We start from the raw sequence: 17,460 nt of genomic DNA, 5'->3' as shown, positions 1-17,460 counted from the left end.
GACTTACGACGCATATGACCGAGGAGGAGGCCGCCCAAACGGTAGACGAAGAGCCAGCCGACGAGGAATCCCCGGCCGACGGAGACGCGACAGGGGACGAGACGCCGGACGAGGACGTTCTCGGGCCGGAAACCACGAGCCTCGTCGCGCGCGTCGCCGTCGAGGACGAGAGCCTCGCCGCCGACGTGGAAGACCGCCTTGTAGAACTCGAATCGGAGCGCCAGGAACTCGACGAGGAGGTAGACGACCTCGAAGCGCGCCTGCGGCGCAACCGCGCAGACTTCAAGAACTACAAGAAGCGCGCAAAAAAGCGCCAGAAACAGCTCGAAAAGCGCGCGACCGAGAACCTCATCGAACGACTCATCGACGTCCGGGACAACCTCCGCCGGGCGGTCGAAGACGAACACGAGGACGTCGAAAGCTTGCGCGAGGGCGTGGAACTCACCCTGCGCGAACTCGACCGCGTGTTCGAGGACGAGAACGTCTCGCAAATCCACCCGGAGTCCGGCGAGGAAGTGGACCCGAAACGCCACGAGGTGATGCTTCGCGTCGAGAGCGACCACCCGGAGGACACCATCGCCGACGTGTACCAACCCGGCTACGAGATGGCCGATAAGGTTCTGCAAGCCGCGCAAGTCACCGTCAGCGACGGCAGCGGAGACGACGAGTAACGACCCGTCCTCACCAATTTTCCCGCTATCGACTGCGATTCGAATATCAACTGCGATTCGAAAACGAAACGGCGAGCGCGAGCGCCGGGCGCGGGATGGCGAGGAGCCGAACCACTCGATGGACCGTGCACGGCAGATAGTATATCGGTTCGATATAAAGCCCTCGAAGCGGAGAAACGATGAAAAAAGAAACCGACAGACAGCGGAGGGGTGGGGTTCGACGTACCCTCGTGACATCTAGTAACCTTTAACCGGCGCAAACGGGTAGGTTGCCCCAACAATGACGAGCAACAAGATACTGGGCATCGACCTCGGTACCACGAACAGCGCGTTCGCGGTCATGGAGGGTGGCGACCCGGAAATCATCGTCAACGGCGAGGGCGACCGGACCACGCCGTCCATCGTCGCGTTCTCCGACGACGGTGAGCGTCTGGTCGGGAAACCGGCGAAGAACCAGGCGGTTCAGAACCCGGAGAAGACGATTCAGTCCATCAAGCGGCACATGGGCGACGACGATTACACCGTCGAAATCGAGGACGAAGAGTACACGCCGGAGCAGATTTCGGCGATGATTCTCCAGAAAATCAAGCGCGACGCCGAGGAGTACCTCGGCGACGACATCGCCAAGGCGGTCATCACCGTTCCCGCGTACTTCAACGACAAGCAGCGACAGGCGACGAAGGACGCCGGTGAAATCGCTGGCTTCGACGTGGAACGCATCGTCAACGAACCGACGGCGGCGTCAATGGCGTACGGACTGGACGACGACACGGACCAGACCGTCCTCGTCTACGACCTCGGTGGCGGGACGTTCGACGTTTCCATCCTCGACCTCGGCGGCGGCGTCTACGAAGTGGTCGCCACGAACGGGGACAACGACCTCGGTGGCGACGACTGGGACCACGCCATCATCGACTACCTCGCCGACGACTTCGAGTCGAACCACGGCATCGACCTCCGCGACGACCGACAGGCGCTCCAGCGCCTGAAGGACGCGGCTGAAGAGGCGAAGATCGAACTGTCGAGCCGCAAGGAAACGGACATCAACCTCCCGTTCATCACGGCGACCGACAACGGCCCGGTGCACTTGGAAAACAGCCTGACCCGCGCCAAGTTCGAGTCCCTGACGAGCGACCTCATCGACCGCACGGTCGAACCGACCGAGCAGGCGCTGTCGGACGCGGGCTACGAGAAGAGCGACATCGACGAGGTTATCCTCGTCGGTGGGTCCACCCGCATGCCGCAGGTCGCCGAGAAGGTCGAGGAACTCACCGGACAGGAGCCGAAGAAGAACGTCAACCCCGACGAGGCCGTCGCGCTCGGCGCGGCGATTCAGGGCGGCGTCCTCTCCGGCGACGTGGACGACATCGTGTTGCTCGACGTGACGCCGCTCTCCCTCGGTATCGAGGTGAAGGGCGGCCTGTTCGAGCGCCTCATCGACAAGAACACGACAATCCCGACCGAGGAGTCGAAGGTGTTCACCACGGCGGCGGCCAACCAGACTTCGGTGCAGGTGCGCGTCTTCCAAGGTGAGCGCGAAATCGCGAACCAGAACGAACTGCTCGGCGAGTTCCACCTCGCGGGCATTCCGCCCGCGCCCGCCGGAACCCCGCAGATAGAGGTGTCGTTCAACATCGACGAGAACGGCATCGTCAACGTCTCCGCCGAGGACCACGGCTCCGGCAACAGCGAGGAGATCACCATCGAAGGCGGTGCCGGTCTCTCGGACGAGGAGATAGAGCAGATGCAGGAAGAGGCGGAACAGCACGCCGAGGAGGACAAGGAGCGCCGCGAACTCATCGAGGCGCGCAACGCCGCCGAAGGCGCCGTTCAGCGCGCCGAGACGCTCCTCGAAGAGAACGAGGAGAACATCGACGACGACCTCGAATCCGACATCCGCGACGAAATCGAGACGGTTCAGGAGACGCTCGAAGACGACGACGCGTCGAAGGAGGACCTCGAAGACGCGACCGAGAGCCTGAGCAAGTCGCTGCAGGAGATCGGCAAGCAGATGTACCAGCAACAGGAGCAAGCCCAGCAGGCCGGTGCCGCAGGCCCCGGTGGAATGGGCGGCGGCATGGGCGGCGGCCCGAACCCCGGCGCGGGCGCCGGTGCCGAAGACGGTGCTGACGACGCCGACGAGTACGTCGACGCCGACTTCGAGGATGTGGACGACGACGAAGCCGAAGACTGAGGGTAGCGCATCGAATCCCCGGACGCTCGTCGTTTTCGGGCGCGCCGACCGGTAGACGGACGATTCAAATACCATCCTACATTAGAAACGATAACTGATGAGCGAGGACTTCTACGACGTACTCGGTGTAAGTCGAGACGCCGACGAGGACGAAATCAAGAAGGCGTATCGAAAGAAAGCCGCCGAGTATCACCCGGACGTGAGCGACGAACCGGACGCCGAGGAGAAGTTCAAGAAGGTGAAAAAGGCGAAGGAAGTGCTCTCGGACGACGAGAAGCGGCGAGCCTACGACCAGATGGGTCACGACCGCTTCGAACAGGCCGAGAAACGCGGCGGCTTCGACGGCGGCCCCGGCGGTGCTGGCGGTGCCGGTCGCGGCAACCCGTTCGGCGGCGGCGGTGGCGGCGGCATGGGCGACATCTTCAACGAGTTCTTCGGTGGTGGCGGTGGCCGTCGCAACCCGAACCGCCCGCGCCAGGGGTCGAACCTCCGGACCAGCATGGAGATCGACCTCGAAGAGGCCTACGAGGGCGTGACGAAGCAGATTACGGTCCGCCGTCCCGAGCGTTGTGACGCCTGTGACGGGGAGGGCCACCCGCCGGGAGCGGACGTGAACACCTGCCCCGAGTGTAACGGACAGGGACAGGTCACGCAGGTCCAGCAGACGCCGTTCGGGCGCGTCCAACAGTCACAGACCTGTCCGCGCTGTAACGGCGACGGGCAACAATATTCGGAAACGTGTGACCAGTGCGGTGGCGACGGCATCGTCCAGCGCGAGGCGGCGCTGAAGGTGGACGTCCCGGCGGGCATCGCCGACGGCCAGACGCTCCAGATGGAGCGCGAGGGCGCGCCGGGCGAGAACGGCGGACCGAACGGCGACCTGCTCATCGAGGTGTCGGTGCGCGAGCATCCCGACTACGAGCGTGACGGGTCCGACCTGTTCTATCGGACGGCGCTCTCGTTCCCGCAGGTCGTGTTCGGCGACAAAATCGAGGTGCCGACGCTCGACGGCTCGGTCGAAATGGACGTGCCGGAGGGGACCCAAAGCGGCGAGACGTTCCGTCTCCGCGGCAAGGGAATGCCGCACCTCCGACGGCGGGGTAACGGCGACCTCTTCGTCAAGGTGCAGGTCGTCACGCCAGATTCGCTGAACGCCGAACAGCGCGAGGCACTGAAGGAGTTCGCGGAGGCGGGCGGCGAAGAGGTCACCGTCGAGAAGGGCTTTTTCGAGCGCATCAAGAGCAGTTTCTGAGCGGCTAGCCGAACAAGCTAAGCCGTTTTGGGATGATATATAGATACTCACACTCACTCGAATGACTGGTCCGAAACTCCCCCGTCGGCGGTTCGTACAGGCGCTCCTCGGAACGACGGCGTTCGTCGGCCTCGCGCGCGGGCAGGCCGCGACGTTCGAACTCGGTGGACAGCTATCCGGATGGTTGGGCCAATCGCCGCCCCCTATCGAAGGCAAGACGAATCCGACGCTTCAGATGAAGGCCGGAAAGGAGTACGTCATCGCGTGGGAGAACTTGGACGGCCACTCGCACAACATCGCCATCGGGGACGGGAAGGGAAACGTCCTCGAACGGACGGAGGTCGTGGACACGAGAGGGGAGAATCAGACCCTCGAATTCACGGCGACCCAGAAGATGAAGACGTACTTCTCGGAGTTCGACTCCGAGACGATGCGCGGCGAACTCGAAATCGTCCAGCCGACGACGACCCGGACCGCGAACAACACGACCGCTGGGAATCGAACCACGACGGGGACGACAACCACGGGAACGACGCCGACTACGACGGGGACGACATCTTCTTCGTCAACACCGTCCGCAACCACCGAGACGACGGAAACGGCGACGAACTCGTCCGAGGGGGCGGCCACCTCCACGACCGACGGCGGGGATTTGCCCGGATTCGGCTGGCTGGCCGCGCTCGGAAGCATCGCCGGTCTCGGCTACCTGCTCCGGCGCAGCGAGTGACGCGCACACGACGAGCGAAGCGAGTCGTGTGCAGTCTGTCGGTGACACAACTATCAGAGGTCAGCCAGTGACACAACCACCAGTCGCTAGCCCAGCCACCGAAAGACCTGCGGTCTTTCGAGCCATCACAATCGCCGCGCGACTGTGAGACACCGGAAAATCGGAGATTTCCCGGGCCGACGACTGAATGGTGCCGACCGACTCGCGGTACGAGTCGGTCGGCGAAATGAAGGAGGAGTGTATTCGTGAGCGAAGTCCTCGTGAGTGCAACGAACGAGGGCACGGAAGACGCGGTTTGTCTTCCCGTGCGAACGAATGGCTCGTCAGAGCGTTGATCTGACGGTGCTTTTGATGAACCGTTTACAGGAAGACTGACAGCGGGCGGCCGATTTGGCCGCCCGCTGGCTTTCGACCGTCGTAAAAGGTACCGTTACATCGGCAGGAAGAGTACTCCCGCGCTGATGATGAGACCGCTTCCGAGCAGGACGAGCACGCAGTAGCCCATGATGTCGCGGACGGAGAGACCGCTGATGGCGAGGAGCGGAATCGCCCAGAACGGCTGTATCATGTTCGTCCACGCGTCGCCCCACGCGGCGGCCATGGCGACGCGGGGGACGCTCGTCCCGCCGGCGTGAGCCGCCTTCACGAGGGTTTCGCCGACGACGGCCCACTCGCCGCCGCCGCTGGGCACAAAGACGTTAACGATACCCGCCGTGAGGAACGCGACGACGGGGAGCGTGCCGTCGGGCGAGAGGTGGACCATTCCCTGTGCGATTTGCGTTGCAAGGCTGGTCGATCCTTCCGGCGCGTAGCCCATGATGCCCATGATACCCGCGTAGAAGGGAAACTGGAGGATGATTCCCCAGACGTTCTCCACCCCTTCCTTCATCGCGCCGATGTACGCCGCGGGGGTGCCGTGGAGGGTGATGCCGAGGAAGAGGAAGGTGAAGTTGACGATGTTCAGGTTGAGGTTGTTCCACGGCATCGTCCCGTCGGCGATTCCGCGGCCGAAGTACCCGACGACGGCCAGCAACCCCGAGAGGCCGATGGCGTACGCGACGAACGAGGAGTGTTCGATTCGCTCCGCGACGGTCAGGTCGTCGCTCGTCGCCGACGGCGCGACGACGGCTTCGGCTTCCGTGCCGCCGTCGGTCGCGGTGTCGAGCTGGGCGGGGTCGATGGGGTGTTTCTTCTCGTCGCTCTCGGGGTACATCAGCAGGAACAGGAGCGGGAGGAAGACGAGACCGATGACGACGAAGATAGCGACGTTGGCGACCGTGAAGATGGTCTGGCCGGTCGAAATGGTCGAGTTCAGCACGCCGCTGGCGAGCAGGAAGTTATCGTCGCCCGTCGAGTTGAGCACCAGCGGAATCGACCCGGCGAGACCGCCGTGCCAGACGATGAACCCGGAGTACGCTCCGGCGACGATGATTGGGAAGTCGATGGTGCGAATCTCCTCCGCGATTTTCCGCGCGAAGATGGCACCGACCACGAGGCCGAGGCCCCAGTGGACGAACGACGCGACGGCGGCGACGACCGGGACCAACGCGGCCGCGCTCCGTTCGCTCGACGGAATCGACGCCACGCGCGAAAGAAAGCTATCGACGACGGACGACTGTGCGAGGGCGTACCCCGTCATCAGGATGAGCGTCATCTGCATCGCAAAGGAAAGAAGCCCCCAAAAGCCGCCGTACCAGCCATCGACGAGGATGTTTTCCGCGTGTGTCAGCGTCCCGCCCTGTGGAGCGACGAACGTGAATGCCAACCCGAAGGCTACGAACGAGAGGATGATTGCGAACAGAAACGCGTCCGGAAGATACCGTTCTACGAGTCGTGAACTGCCTTCTGCCATCCGCCTGATTACGTTTGCCATGATTGCGTGTGTGCATCCCTAGCAAACGATTATAAACGTTCGTCAGACGCGTCAGTGGTGAACCTTTCCAAAACATATATCCCTCGACTATTCGAATCGGGGAACTTTTGCACGCCCCCGGACGAGAATCGATATGGACACTTTGGGTGACCTCGTTGCCCGCGAACGGCGGAGCGACGACCCGGCGCTTTCCGTCCCGAACTCACGAGGATACGATTACCACCGACTGTGTACGACGGCGTGGAAGACGGGGAATTTCTTTCGACATCTCGGCGTTCGAGAGGGTGTGACGGTGGCTATCCACGCGACGCCCGCCGCACAGCCCATTCTCGGGTTCTTCGGTGCGGTCCTGCTCGGAGCGAGCGTTCGGTTCGACCCGCCGACGGAAATCGACGGGCGGGTGCTCCTCGCGCCAGCGGAATCGGTCGCGGACTACGAACTCCCGCCGGGCGGACAGTACGTCGCCTACGGCGACCCCGCCCCGGATCCGACGGTCTCGCACTTCGAAACCGACGTGTGGAGCGAGAATCCGGTGTTCCCGGAGACGCCGTTCCCACCCGAGACGCTCGCGCTCTCGGGCGAGCGCGATGCCACCCACGCCGACCTCCTCGATGCGGGGAACGCCGTCGCATCGGACTGGGGCCTCGAATCGGGTGATTCGGTCGCGGTTCGTGCGCCGCTCGCTGACCCGCGGACGGTCGCCGCCGGTATCGTCGCGCCGCTCCTCGTCGGCGGCGAAATCGTCCTCGACGCCGACCGGACCGCCGATTTCGCTGTCGCGGACGCCGCCGCACCCGAGTCGTCGGTTCTCACACCGGGCGAAGTTTCCCTGTAGCGGCCGGACACCGGTCGATTTCTCTTCGACGACCGCAACCACACCGATTACCTGTCCCGCTCACAAACGGGGAGCCATGACCGACGAGTTTTCGCCCATCGGTTTGGGAACGATGGGAATCGACGACCCCGAACGAATCGCCGCCGCCATCGAGATGGGGTATCGCCACCTTGACACCGCACAGATATACGACAACGAAGAAGTGGTCGGCGAGGCCATCGACCGCGCGGACGTTCCGCGTTCGGAGCTGTTCGTCGCCACGAAGGTCTGGGCGGACAGTCTCGCACCCGACGACGTGCTCGAAACGACGGCGGAGAGCCTCGACGAACTCGGCTTGGATACCGTCGACCTCCTCTACGTCCACCGACCGATAGAGGACTACGACCCCGAGGAGACGCTTCCAGCCTTCGACGAACTCCGGGACGACGGGCGAATCCGGCACGTCGGGGTGAGCAACTTTTCCGCCGAGGAAATCGCCGTCGCGCGCGAGGTGCTCGACGCGCCGATATTCGCCCATCAAGTCGAGATGCACCCACTCTACGACCAGTCCGAACTCCTCGCGGACGCGCATCGTCACGACACCCACCTCGTCGCCTACTCGCCGATCGCTCACGGCGAGGTGTTCGACCTCCCCGTCCTGAACGACCTCGCGGAGGACCACGACGCGACGGAAGCACAAATTGCGCTCGCGTGGCTCGTCGAGAAGGGGCGATACCGATTCCTCGTTCGGAGAGCGACGTGCATCTGCGCGAGAACCTCGCGGCCGCGGACATCCGACTCGACGCGGCGGCAGTCGCGCGAATCGACGCTATCGACCGCGAGAAGAAGCTGTTCGAATAGGGGAAGGAGTAATCGGACGTTTCGTCGCGGAACGGGATTCGAATCGGACGATACCGTCCCGAACGCGACCGTTAGACGACTGTACGAGAACGCTTTTCTCGATAGTCGGAATCGAATTCGGTAGCCAATGCCCGTCCGCCCGCACGACCTCGAGTTAGTCGTTAGCCTCGGAATACTGCTCCTCAGCGTGGGGCTAGGGACGTTGACCTACCTGACGTGGCGACGCGAACGCGAGCGACGGTTGGCTATCGTCACCGTTGCGTACGTGCTGTTCGCCCTCCGAGGGCTCGCGGTCGTCCTCGAAGAGACGTTCTTGATGTCGGTACGGCCGGAGCTCATCGACCACCTCTCGTCGTTATTCGTCCTGCTGGGTCTCCTGTTGTTCTTCGTGGCAATCGCACGGGACTGAACATGGACGAGCCCGAACTCGAATCACGGCGCGTCATCTTCGGCGAAATACGGGAGACGCCCGGGATTCACTTCCGTGAACTTCTCCGGCGACACGAGTACGCACAGGGGACGATTCAGTACCACCTCCGATGGCTCGAAGACGAAGGGCTCGTCGAGTCATCTGACGACGGTAACTTCACGCGCTACTACCCGGCCCACTCGTTCGAAGCGGCGGACAAATCGACGATGAACGCGCTTCGCCGGACGTACTCGCGTCGAATTATCGCCCTTCTCGCGTCGGAGGAGCGACTCAGTACCGCGGCCCTGAGCGAACGCGTCGGCAAGTCACGCTCGACCGTCTCGTGGCACCTCTCACGACTCCACGAGGAGGAAATCGTCGAAAAGGAACGCGACGGGCGCACCGTGCTCTACTCGCTTCGGGACCCGGACCAGGTGATGGGCCTCTATGCGACCTATCAAGCGAGTTTCCGCGACCGTCTCCTCGATAAAGTGCTCGACCTGTGGGACGTCTACTGAGTCGGACGGGCCGCGCGGATTCCGCCGAACAGTTTCGAGACGAGCGCGACGCCCACGAAGCCGACCGAGGCGGCGACGAGTTGCCCGAGCAGTCCCGTCATGTCGCTCCCGATAGCGACCGCGTGGATGGTCGCAAACGCGAACCCACCGTAGGCGAGGGCGTGAATCGCTTTCGGGTGCTCGAACCGACGCGGTTCGAGAAACCCCAACACGGCCACGACGACCAACACGACGGCGACGCCGCCGACGCCGACGCCCGCGATGAACAGGGAGAACGGATAGTTCGGCGCGGGGGCGATTCCGTCCACCACCAACCACGCGTCGATGGTCCCGACGACGGCGTGCAGGACCATCATACCGACCGCGAAGACGGCCAGTTCGATGTGCGTCCGTAGCGATAGCCGGTGTATCGCGCCGAACCGCCGCTCCGTGAAGAACACGCCCGTCAACACGGTGAGCCAGAGTGCCGGATAGAGCACCAGCGCCGACGCGCGGTCGAGGTACCAGAGCGCGAGGGTAACGACTTCGTTCATGAGGCGCGGGTCGTCGTCACGACGGTCTGGCAGCCGCTCTGACACGTTCCGGCGGCGTTCGTGTTGCCGCCGCCGCTGCCGCCATCGTACTCCCCCTCATCGTCTTCATCGTACTCGTGGCGCTCGGAGACCGCTCGCCCGCCGTCGGGTGGTTGATACTGCTGTGGATTGGTCGCTTGCGGCGAATGGTCGTTGCCCGTCCCTTGGTATGTCGTCCGATAGGCCATGACTCCGGTCACACAGACGAGCGCGAGGACGACGACGGTCAGCGCGAGCAGCGTTCGGCGGCGTTTACCGGACGTGTTCATCGAATCCCTCCGTTTCGTGGAAGACGCCCTGATGGACGACCAACGCCTCCGCCCCGTCCCAGTCCTCGGCGAGTCGAATCGCGTCCTCGGGTCGGAGCGCGGCGAGCGTGGTGGCGAGCGCGTCGGCTTCCATGCAGTCCCGACGCGCGACGACCGTCACGAGGTCGTTGTGCGACCGGGTACGTTCCTCCTTCGGATTGTAGATGTGCTCTCTCCCGTCGCGGTTGCGGCGGTAGCCGCCTGACGTGGCGACGTTCCACGGCGTCGAGAGCACGCGGAGATTCGTCTCGGTGCCGTACGGACTCTCGATGCCGACCGGTCCGGTCGGCCGTGCGATGTCGCCGCCGCCGTCGACGAATCCCCGGCGGCCCAGCCCCGAGAGTTCGGCGTGCGCCCGGTCCACGATGTATCCCTTGGCGAGACCGTTGCAGTCGAGCGGTCCGTCGGTCGTCACGGTGTCGCCATCGACCGCGACCGACGACGGGTCGAACGTCTCGGAGACGGTGGAACAGTCGCCGCGAATGTACGCCTTCAGTTCGTGTTCGATGGTTCCGTGATGGATGTCGAAGACGCCGTTAGTCCGTTCGTAGTACTCCAGCCCGCGGCGGACGATTCGTGCGACGTGGGCGTTCGTGACGCGCCCCGACCGATTCAGGCGGGCGACCTGGCTCGATTCGTCGAACGCGTCGAGTTGCCGTTCCAACCGGAGCGCGGTGTCCTTCGCCCGCTCGCATGCCAGCTCCGCCCGGACTCCATCCGCGTGTATTCGAAAAGTCGTATCACAACAGTCGAACGACGTGGTGGCTTCGCCAACCGTCGCGTACAGTCGGTGTTTCGGTGTCGAATCCCCCAATCGGGAACGTATCCGAGGGCGATGCATACAACCGAGTTCAAAGGCCGACTCAATAGCGATTCGCGTCCATCTATCGAATGTTCGTCCAATCGTCGAATCGAACGGTCGCCCGTCGAATCGGGCGACCTCAGTTCGCTTCGTCCAATTTTTCGAGCGAATCGGGGTTCTCGATGCTCGACATGTCGCCCAAATCCTCGCCCGTGTAGGCCGCCTCGATGGCCCGGCGAATTATCTTCCCCGACTGGGTTTTCGGGAACTCGTCCACGAAGATGATTTCGCGCGGGCGGAACGGCTTGCCGAGTTCCTCGCCGACCTGTTCGCGGAGGTCCGCACGGAGGTCGTCTCCCGCGTCCACGTCGGGTTCGAGAATGACGTAGGTGACGACGGCCTGTCCGGTCGTGTCGTCAGGGACGCCGACCGCGGCGGCCTGGTTCACCGCGTCGTGGTCCATCAGCGCGCCTTCCACTTCGGCGGGACCGACCTTCCGCCCGGCGACGTTGATGGCGTCGTCGGAGCGGCCGTGCAGGAACCAGAAGCCATCCTCGTCCTTCTGCGCCCAGTCGCCGTGGTTCCACATGTCGTCGAACGTGGACCAGTAGGTGTTCAGATACCGTTCGTCGCCCGACCAGAGCGATTTCGTCATCGACGGACAGGAGTCGCGGGCGACGAGGTAGCCGCGTTCGTGCGTATCGGCGATGGACTCGCCGTTAGCGTTCACGATGTCGATGTCCATGCCGAGTCCCGGTCCGCCGAGCGTGCAGGGTTTGAGCGACTGTATCGGCATCGGCATGAGGAAGCACCCACAGATTTCGGTGCCACCCGAGATGTTGATTATCGGTGCCTCGCTTCCGCCGACGTTCTCGTAGAACCAGAGCCACGATTCGGGGTCCCACGGTTCGCCGGTCGACCCGAGCAGGCGGACCGAGGAGAGGTCGTAGTCGTCCAACCACTCATCACCGTATTGGCGGAGCGCCCGAATCGCGGTCGGCGAGATGCCGAAGACGGTCAGACCGTGGCGGTCTATCATCTCCCAGAAGCGGTCGGGGTCGGGGTAGTCCGGCGCACCTTCATACATGAAGACCGTGCCGCCGAACGCGTGGTTACCGATGAGCGTCCACGGTCCCATCATCCACCCGATGTCGGACACCCAGAAGAACCGGTCCGCGTCCTTGTGGTCGAAGCCGAAGTAAATCTCCTTCGCACACTGCATCAGTTGGCCGGCGTGCGTGTGGACGATGCCCTTCGGTTTGCCCGTCGTTCCCGAGGAGTAGAGGAGCATGGACTCGGCGCTCGCGTCCAGTTCCTTCGTCTCGTACTCGTCGTCCTGTTCGAGGACGGCCTCGTCCCATCGCTCGTCCCGTTCGTCGTCCCATGGAATGTCGTCGCTGCCGAGTCGGTCGTAGACGATGGTGTGTTCGACGTGGCCCGCCTCCTCGATGGCCTCGTCGGCCGTGTTCTTCAGGACGACCTCGCTGCCGCGGCGGTAGAATCCGTCGCCGGTGAACAACACGGAACACTCCGAATCCTCGATGCGAGTCGCGGTGGCGTCGGTACCGAACCCGGAGAAGATGGGGACGGCTATCGCGCCGACCTTGAGGATGCCGTAGAGTATCGAGATGACTTCGGGAACCATCGGCATGTACAGGCCCACCGTATCGCCCGTCTCGATGCCGCGCTCTTCGAGCGCGTTGGCGACCATGTTCGCCTCCCGGTATAGCTCGTGGTACGTGATTTCGCGCACGTCACCCGGTTCGCCCTCCCAGATGCAGGCGACGCGGTTCCGTTCCGGGCTATCGACCTGCGCGTACCGGTCGAGGGTGTTGTGGGCGATGTTGATTTTCCCGCCCGGGTACCAGTCCGAGAACTGCGGCCCCTCGCTGTCGTCCCGAACGGAGTCGTAGTCCTCGTAAAAGTCGATGTCGAGGTAGTCGACCATCTCGTCCCAGAACCAGTCCACTTCGGAGCACGTGCGCTCGATGAGTTCCTCGTAGTCATCGATGTCGTGTTCCTGCATGAACTCCCAGACGTTCGTCGATTCCACGAACTCCCGTGACGGCTCGTGGACGATTTCGTCTACATCCGCGAGTGTATCCATGTCGTGACCTCCATGTGGAAACCGTTGCGCACGCGCCTCAAAATAGTTTATTACATATTCAGGGCAGTTCGCCGCCCGTTAGGTCGAGTCGGGAGACGACTCCCTTGAGATCCGCCGTCTCCTCGATTTCGTCGCGAATTCGCTCGCGCGTCCGCACGTCGCTCGAATTCGCATCGTACGCACGCACGTACTCGGCGCGTGAGTGCTCGTCGAAGGCGTGGCGGATGGCGAAGTAGCCGTCCGGGACGACCGCCCCGCAGACTTTGCACTCCTGGCGTTCGTGCTCCGAAGTCTGGTGGACGATGGCGTCTTCGACGCTGTCGAACCGTTCCCCACAGCCGTCGATGTCACATTCCCAAGCGCTCATCTTCGTGTGTTGATTCTCTAATTCCCATGATATAACTGTTTCTTGCTCGTCAGGCGAGAACGGGTCGAACCGCAGACAGCGACTCGATGGATGCGTCGGCCCGCGGATCGTCCGTCTCAGAAATCCAGATCCCCGTGAATCCGACGGCCTGCGCCGGGAGAACGTCGCGTTCGAGGTCGTCCGCGACGAACGCGTATTCATCGCCGGACAACTCCTGCCGAGCCAGTTCGAAGATTTCCGTGTCGGGTTTGTTCAACCCGACTTCACAGGAGATGATTTCGGCATCGAAGTACTCGGACAGACCGTGACGTCGCAACTTCTCGCGCTGGACGCATCCGACGCCGTTCGTCAGGACGCCGAGCGTGTGGTCGGTTTCGAGGTCCGTGAGCAGTTCGTGCGCGCCGGAAACGAGTTCGGTTCGTTCGAGTTCCGTCTCGATTCGCGCGTCCGCGAACGTCTCGCCGTCGGTCGGGAGGTCGAACTCGGCGCAGATGTCGCTCATCGCGGCCCGATACGGCTCGTCGTCACACGCCAAGAAGTAGTCGAGAAACGCCGTCACGTAGCTATCGTGAAGCCCGTCGCGGTCGGGGATACCCAGACTCTCCCGTGCCGCAACGAACATCTCCTCGAACGACGCCGTGTGACGTACCAGCGTTCCGTCGAGGTCGAAATAACAGGTAGCCATCAAGTGTCGGTATCGAACGGAACGGTTTGTACTTTTGGGAGGAAGTGGGGTGGAAGGGTGGCGAGGCCCCACTACCCGACGAGCATCGAACACGATTGTTCGTTCGATTAACCGAGGGCTTCCGAAACCAGAATCCCTATCGTTCGACACGCGAAACGAACGAGTGTGACCGACCGCGACGAGTTCAGGATAGACATGCACGTCAAAGTGCTAGACGAGAAGGTTGTCCGCCGGGCGAAGCAACGCGGCCTCGACGCCTTGGTGTACGCGCCGCACTTCGTCCGCCTCCCGGAGATTCGTCGACGGACGGAGCGATTCTCCGACGACGACTTGCTCGTCGTGCCCGCACGCGAGGTGTTCACCGGGACGTGGCGAAACCGAAAACACGTCCTTGCCCTCGGACTCGACGAACCCGTCCCGGATTTCATCACGCTTACCGGCGCGATGGCGGAGTTCGAGCGACAGAACGCCGCGGTCTTGATACCTCACCCCGAGTTCTTGAGCGTGGGCGTCTCGGAGGGCGATATTCGCGTCCACAGCGACGTGATTCACGCCGTCGAGACGTACAACCCGAAACACTGGGAGCGACACAACCATCGGGCGAAAGCTATCGTCGAAACCACCGACAAATCCGCGTTCGGGTCGTCGTACGCCCATCTCCGCGGAACCATCGGCGAGGTGTGGACGGCGTTCAACACCCCCGTCGAAACGGAAGCCGAGTTGGTCGAGCAACTCCGGACGGGGAACGTGACGCGCGTCGTCCACCGCACGGGGCGAAGCCACGAACTCCGGCGACGGGTGGAGTTCGCACACCTCGGGTGGGAGAACTCGTGGAAGAAAATCGACCGTCTCGTCCTCTCGGGAATGGAACCGACGCATCCCGACCACGAGGCCTACGATGGACAGTTCGACGATAGCAGCGTTTACTGAAACCTACTGAATCCCGACTGCCGTGAGTCCGGTGTGGACGAGGAACTGCCGATTGACGAAGAGCGCCGCGACGACCAATTCGAAAGCCGTCACCGCCAGCGTAACCATCATCGCGTAGTTGCTACTCACCGAAACGCCGAACGGCGCGCCGAACTCCTTCTCGTACGGATAGAACAGCGCGAGGCCGCGCTTGCTTCCGAGCATGTCGAGAGCGTAGTGGGTGAGGATGCCGATCCAGACGAACTGCAAGTTCCCGAACACCATCGGGAAGACGTAGAACAGCGCGAGCACCGGGAGATTGTGGAGCGTCTTCCGGTGTTTGCCGAACGCGGTATCCACGTCGGGAAAGAGCGCGCCGAGGATGACCGGAACGCCGACCTCGACGATGGTGTAGAACGTGGTCGTGTCCCCCGCCGGATGAAGGACGTATCCGAGACCGATACCGAGAAGTGCCGCGTTCATGACGTGTTCCTTTCGGTTCATTCGGTTGCAGGTCCCACCCCGAACTATCAAGGTTTTCCCTTTCACTCCAGTTCGACGAAGAGGTCGGAGAGGGCCTGTCGCGCTATTTTTGCCTTTATCTCCTGTCTCGACCCGTCGAACTCGTGGCGCGCGACCGACGAATAGCTCTCGCCGCTTCCCCACTCACCGGCGTGGGCGACCCCGATGAAGACGGTTCCAACGGGTTTGTCCTCCGTTCCCCCAGTCGGTCCCGCGATGCCGGTCGTGGCGACGCTCCACGTCGTTCCCGCGGCGTCGCGCACGCCGCGGGCCATCTGCCGGGCGACGGGTTCGCTCACGGCACCGTGTTCGTCCAGCGCCTCGCGCGTGACGCCGACGTGTTCCATCTTCGCATCGTACGAGTAGGTGACGAGTCCCCGGTCGAAGTAGTCGCTTGACCCCGGTACGTCCGTCAACAGCGACCCGATGAGGCCGCCGGTACAGGACTCGGCGGTTGCGACCGTCGCGCCCGACTCGCGGAGCGCGTCTCCAACCCGCTTCTCGATGGCGTCGTCGTTCGTGCTCATGCGGGAGTGGACGGGGCGGGCGAGAAAGAAAGTGCGGGTCGGACCGGCGGATATAGTCGTGGGCGAAAGAAAGACTTGGCAGTGCTGCAATCGTGCGGTATGGACTACGACACGCCGCTGTTCTTTCACGTGATGTCATACGCGACGGACGCCGACCGCGACGTCATCGACATGGTAAGCGGGAATCCCGACTGGGGGTCGCCGCCCGGCATTGCCGAGGGACTTCACGAGTACGCCGACCTCGGCGGGGAGGATTTCCAGTACCCGCCGAGCGAAGGACTGGTCGAACTCCGCGAGGAGATCGCCGCGCGGCGCGACGTCGATGTTTCTCAGGTGGTCGTGACCGCTGGTGGCGGCGAGGCTAACTATCTCGCTATGGCGCGGGCGATGGAGCGCGAAGCGGGCGACGAGTTCATTCTCACCGACCCGGTGTATCCGTACTACCCCGGCAAGACGACGATGCTGGATGCGAAACAGCGCTTCGTCGCCACCGCCGAGGACGGCACGCTCGACCCCGACGACGTTCGAGAGGCGGCGAGCGAGGACACCGCCGGAATCGTCGTCAACTCGCCGAACAACCCGACCGGTGCGGTGTACGACGAGGAGGCGATGCGCGAATTCGTAGAAATCGCCGAGGAGTACGACGCGCTCCTCGTGAGCGACGAGGTGTACGACCACTTCGACTTTTCCGGGAAGTTCACCAGCGCGTTGACGTTCGATTCGGACCACCGCGTCGTCACGAACTCGTTTTCCAAGTCGTTGGCCATCACCGGCTTTCGGGTCGGCTACGCGATTTTCCCGCCGGACCTCGTGGACGTGGCGAAGACGCGCCACATGCTGACGAACGTGGCCGGAAGCAGGCCGTCGCAGTACGCGGTGCTCCACGCGCTCCGCAAGACGACGCGGGAGTACTACGAGGAAAACCGCAGGCTCCTCGAGTCGCGCATCGAGACGTTCACCGACGCGCTCGACGCGGCGGGGGCGGACTACACCACGCCGGACGGTGCCTTCTACGTCATGGCGCGGTTCCCCGACTTCCCCGGCACGCTCTCGAACGTCGAGAAACTCATCGACGAGGCGGGCGTGGCTGGCATGCCCGGCGAAGCCTTCGGCTCCTCGCGCGACGACTGGGTTCGCTTCGCGCTCGTCACCCCCCGCGCCGAAGAGGCGGCCGAACGACTCGCGGACTACTTCAGCGACCGCTGACTCGCCCGATTGGCGCACCCGATTTGGGTTAGGCAGACTGTGGGTTGCGAACCGCCCGGAACTCCGCAACCCGAACTCGTCCACCGAGGTTGGTTTCGGCTTCGTATTTAAATGCTCGTGAGAGGTGGGGGCCGAT

Annotated in this window: 18 protein-coding genes and 1 pseudogene; 10 read left to right on the top strand and 9 right to left on the bottom strand. The window is 63.3% G+C overall.

The genetic code is table 11. The features are described from left to right. Window positions 1-14 precede the first annotated feature (14 nt). The 4 genes from BG842_RS22985 to BG842_RS22970 all read left to right on the top strand — a co-directional run bounded on the left by BG842_RS22985 (window position 15) and on the right by BG842_RS22970 (window position 4,844). On the top strand, window positions 15-671 hold the full coding sequence (locus BG842_RS22985; protein ID WP_069452625.1) for a nucleotide exchange factor GrpE: 657 nt from the start codon (window positions 15-17) through the stop codon (window positions 669-671). Window positions 672-951: 280 nt separating this feature from the next. Beyond that, the gene (gene dnaK, locus BG842_RS22980) at window positions 952-2,865 is read left to right on the top strand and encodes a molecular chaperone DnaK (protein ID WP_069452624.1); all 1,914 of its coding nucleotides are present in this window, start codon (window positions 952-954) and stop codon (window positions 2,863-2,865) included. Window positions 2,866-2,962: 97 nt separating this feature from the next. Further along, complete coding sequence (gene dnaJ / locus BG842_RS22975; protein WP_069452623.1) at window positions 2,963-4,117, top strand: molecular chaperone DnaJ; 1,155 nt, start codon at window positions 2,963-2,965, stop codon at window positions 4,115-4,117. Between the two features lie 61 nt (window positions 4,118-4,178). Further along, on the top strand, window positions 4,179-4,844 hold the full coding sequence (locus BG842_RS22970; RefSeq protein ID WP_069452622.1) for a hypothetical protein: 666 nt from the start codon (window positions 4,179-4,181) through the stop codon (window positions 4,842-4,844). A 430-nt stretch (window positions 4,845-5,274) separates the two neighbouring features. Here the strand turns inward: BG842_RS22970 and BG842_RS22965 are convergent, their stop codons facing one another. Then, window positions 5,275-6,717, bottom strand: a complete 1,443-nt coding sequence (locus tag BG842_RS22965) for a short-chain fatty acid transporter (RefSeq protein WP_069452621.1) — start codon at window positions 6,715-6,717, stop codon at window positions 5,275-5,277. 133 nt (window positions 6,718-6,850) lie between these two features. On the opposite strand from BG842_RS22965, the gene BG842_RS22960 reads away from it, so the two are divergent. The 4 genes and pseudogenes from BG842_RS22960 (at window position 6,851) to BG842_RS22945 (ending at window position 9,319) form a co-directional block, all read left to right on the top strand. Further along, window positions 6,851-7,552, top strand: coding sequence for a hypothetical protein (locus BG842_RS22960; protein WP_069452620.1), 702 nt, complete (start codon window positions 6,851-6,853; stop codon window positions 7,550-7,552). 76 nt (window positions 7,553-7,628) lie between these two features. After that, window positions 7,629-8,392, top strand: a pseudogene (locus BG842_RS22955) (aldo/keto reductase). A gap of 127 nt (window positions 8,393-8,519) precedes the next feature. Further along, window positions 8,520-8,801, top strand: a complete 282-nt coding sequence (locus BG842_RS22950) for a hypothetical protein (protein ID WP_007978349.1) — start codon at window positions 8,520-8,522, stop codon at window positions 8,799-8,801. Window positions 8,802-8,803: 2 nt separating this feature from the next. Further along, window positions 8,804-9,319 carry a metalloregulator ArsR/SmtB family transcription factor gene (locus tag BG842_RS22945; protein ID WP_069452619.1) on the top strand — a complete coding sequence of 172 codons (516 nt, stop codon included), beginning with the start codon at window positions 8,804-8,806 and terminating at the stop codon, window positions 9,317-9,319. Here BG842_RS22945 and BG842_RS22940 read toward each other — a convergent pair. The 6 genes from BG842_RS22940 to BG842_RS22915 form a co-directional block, all read right to left on the bottom strand. Further along, on the bottom strand, window positions 9,313-9,852 hold the full coding sequence (locus BG842_RS22940) for a hypothetical protein (RefSeq protein WP_069452618.1): 540 nt from the start codon (window positions 9,850-9,852) through the stop codon (window positions 9,313-9,315). The two genes, BG842_RS22945 and BG842_RS22940, sit on opposite strands and share 7 nt — an antisense overlap. Then, a complete protein-coding gene (locus tag BG842_RS22935) occupies window positions 9,849-10,160 on the bottom strand; it encodes a hypothetical protein (RefSeq protein WP_069452617.1) in 312 nt (103 codons plus the stop codon). The genes BG842_RS22940 and BG842_RS22935 overlap by 4 nt, the downstream gene beginning before the upstream one ends. Beyond that, window positions 10,144-11,040: an FAD:protein FMN transferase gene (locus BG842_RS22930; protein ID WP_254663411.1), complete on the bottom strand. Its 897-nt coding sequence runs from the start codon at window positions 11,038-11,040 to the stop codon at window positions 10,144-10,146. The genes BG842_RS22935 and BG842_RS22930 overlap by 17 nt, the downstream gene beginning before the upstream one ends. Window positions 11,041-11,140: 100 nt before the next feature. Beyond that, entirely contained in the window at window positions 11,141-13,108 is a 1,968-nt protein-coding gene (locus BG842_RS22925; RefSeq protein WP_069452615.1) for an AMP-binding protein, read from the bottom strand. A 58-nt stretch (window positions 13,109-13,166) separates the two neighbouring features. Beyond that, the gene (locus BG842_RS22920; RefSeq protein ID WP_007978360.1) at window positions 13,167-13,475 is read right to left on the bottom strand and encodes a hypothetical protein; all 309 of its coding nucleotides are present in this window, start codon (window positions 13,473-13,475) and stop codon (window positions 13,167-13,169) included. Between the two features lie 49 nt (window positions 13,476-13,524). After that, window positions 13,525-14,160, bottom strand: coding sequence for an HAD family hydrolase (locus tag BG842_RS22915; protein ID WP_069452614.1), 636 nt, complete (start codon window positions 14,158-14,160; stop codon window positions 13,525-13,527). Window positions 14,161-14,355: 195 nt separating this feature from the next. On the opposite strand from BG842_RS22915, the gene BG842_RS22910 reads away from it, so the two are divergent. Next, the gene (locus BG842_RS22910) at window positions 14,356-15,090 is read left to right on the top strand and encodes a PHP-associated domain-containing protein (RefSeq protein WP_069452641.1); all 735 of its coding nucleotides are present in this window, start codon (window positions 14,356-14,358) and stop codon (window positions 15,088-15,090) included. Between the two features lie 3 nt (window positions 15,091-15,093). Here the strand turns inward: BG842_RS22910 and BG842_RS22905 are convergent, their stop codons facing one another. Beyond that, window positions 15,094-15,573 (bottom strand): metal-dependent hydrolase, encoded by a 480-nt coding sequence (locus BG842_RS22905; protein WP_069452613.1) that lies wholly within the window; start codon window positions 15,571-15,573, stop codon window positions 15,094-15,096. Between the two features lie 41 nt (window positions 15,574-15,614). Next, window positions 15,615-16,118, bottom strand: coding sequence for a CinA family protein (locus tag BG842_RS22900; RefSeq protein ID WP_069452612.1), 504 nt, complete (start codon window positions 16,116-16,118; stop codon window positions 15,615-15,617). Between the two features lie 99 nt (window positions 16,119-16,217). On the opposite strand from BG842_RS22900, the gene BG842_RS22895 reads away from it, so the two are divergent. Further along, window positions 16,218-17,324 (top strand): pyridoxal phosphate-dependent aminotransferase, encoded by a 1,107-nt coding sequence (locus BG842_RS22895; RefSeq protein WP_069452611.1) that lies wholly within the window; start codon window positions 16,218-16,220, stop codon window positions 17,322-17,324. Window positions 17,325-17,460 lie beyond the last annotated feature (136 nt).

Source organism: Haladaptatus sp. W1, assembly GCF_001723155.1.
GTDB lineage: Archaea > Halobacteriota > Halobacteria > Halobacteriales > Haladaptataceae > Haladaptatus > Haladaptatus paucihalophilus.
The sequence above is the reverse complement of the archived record's forward strand: the minus strand, read 5'-3'. Positions and strand labels throughout refer to the sequence as shown.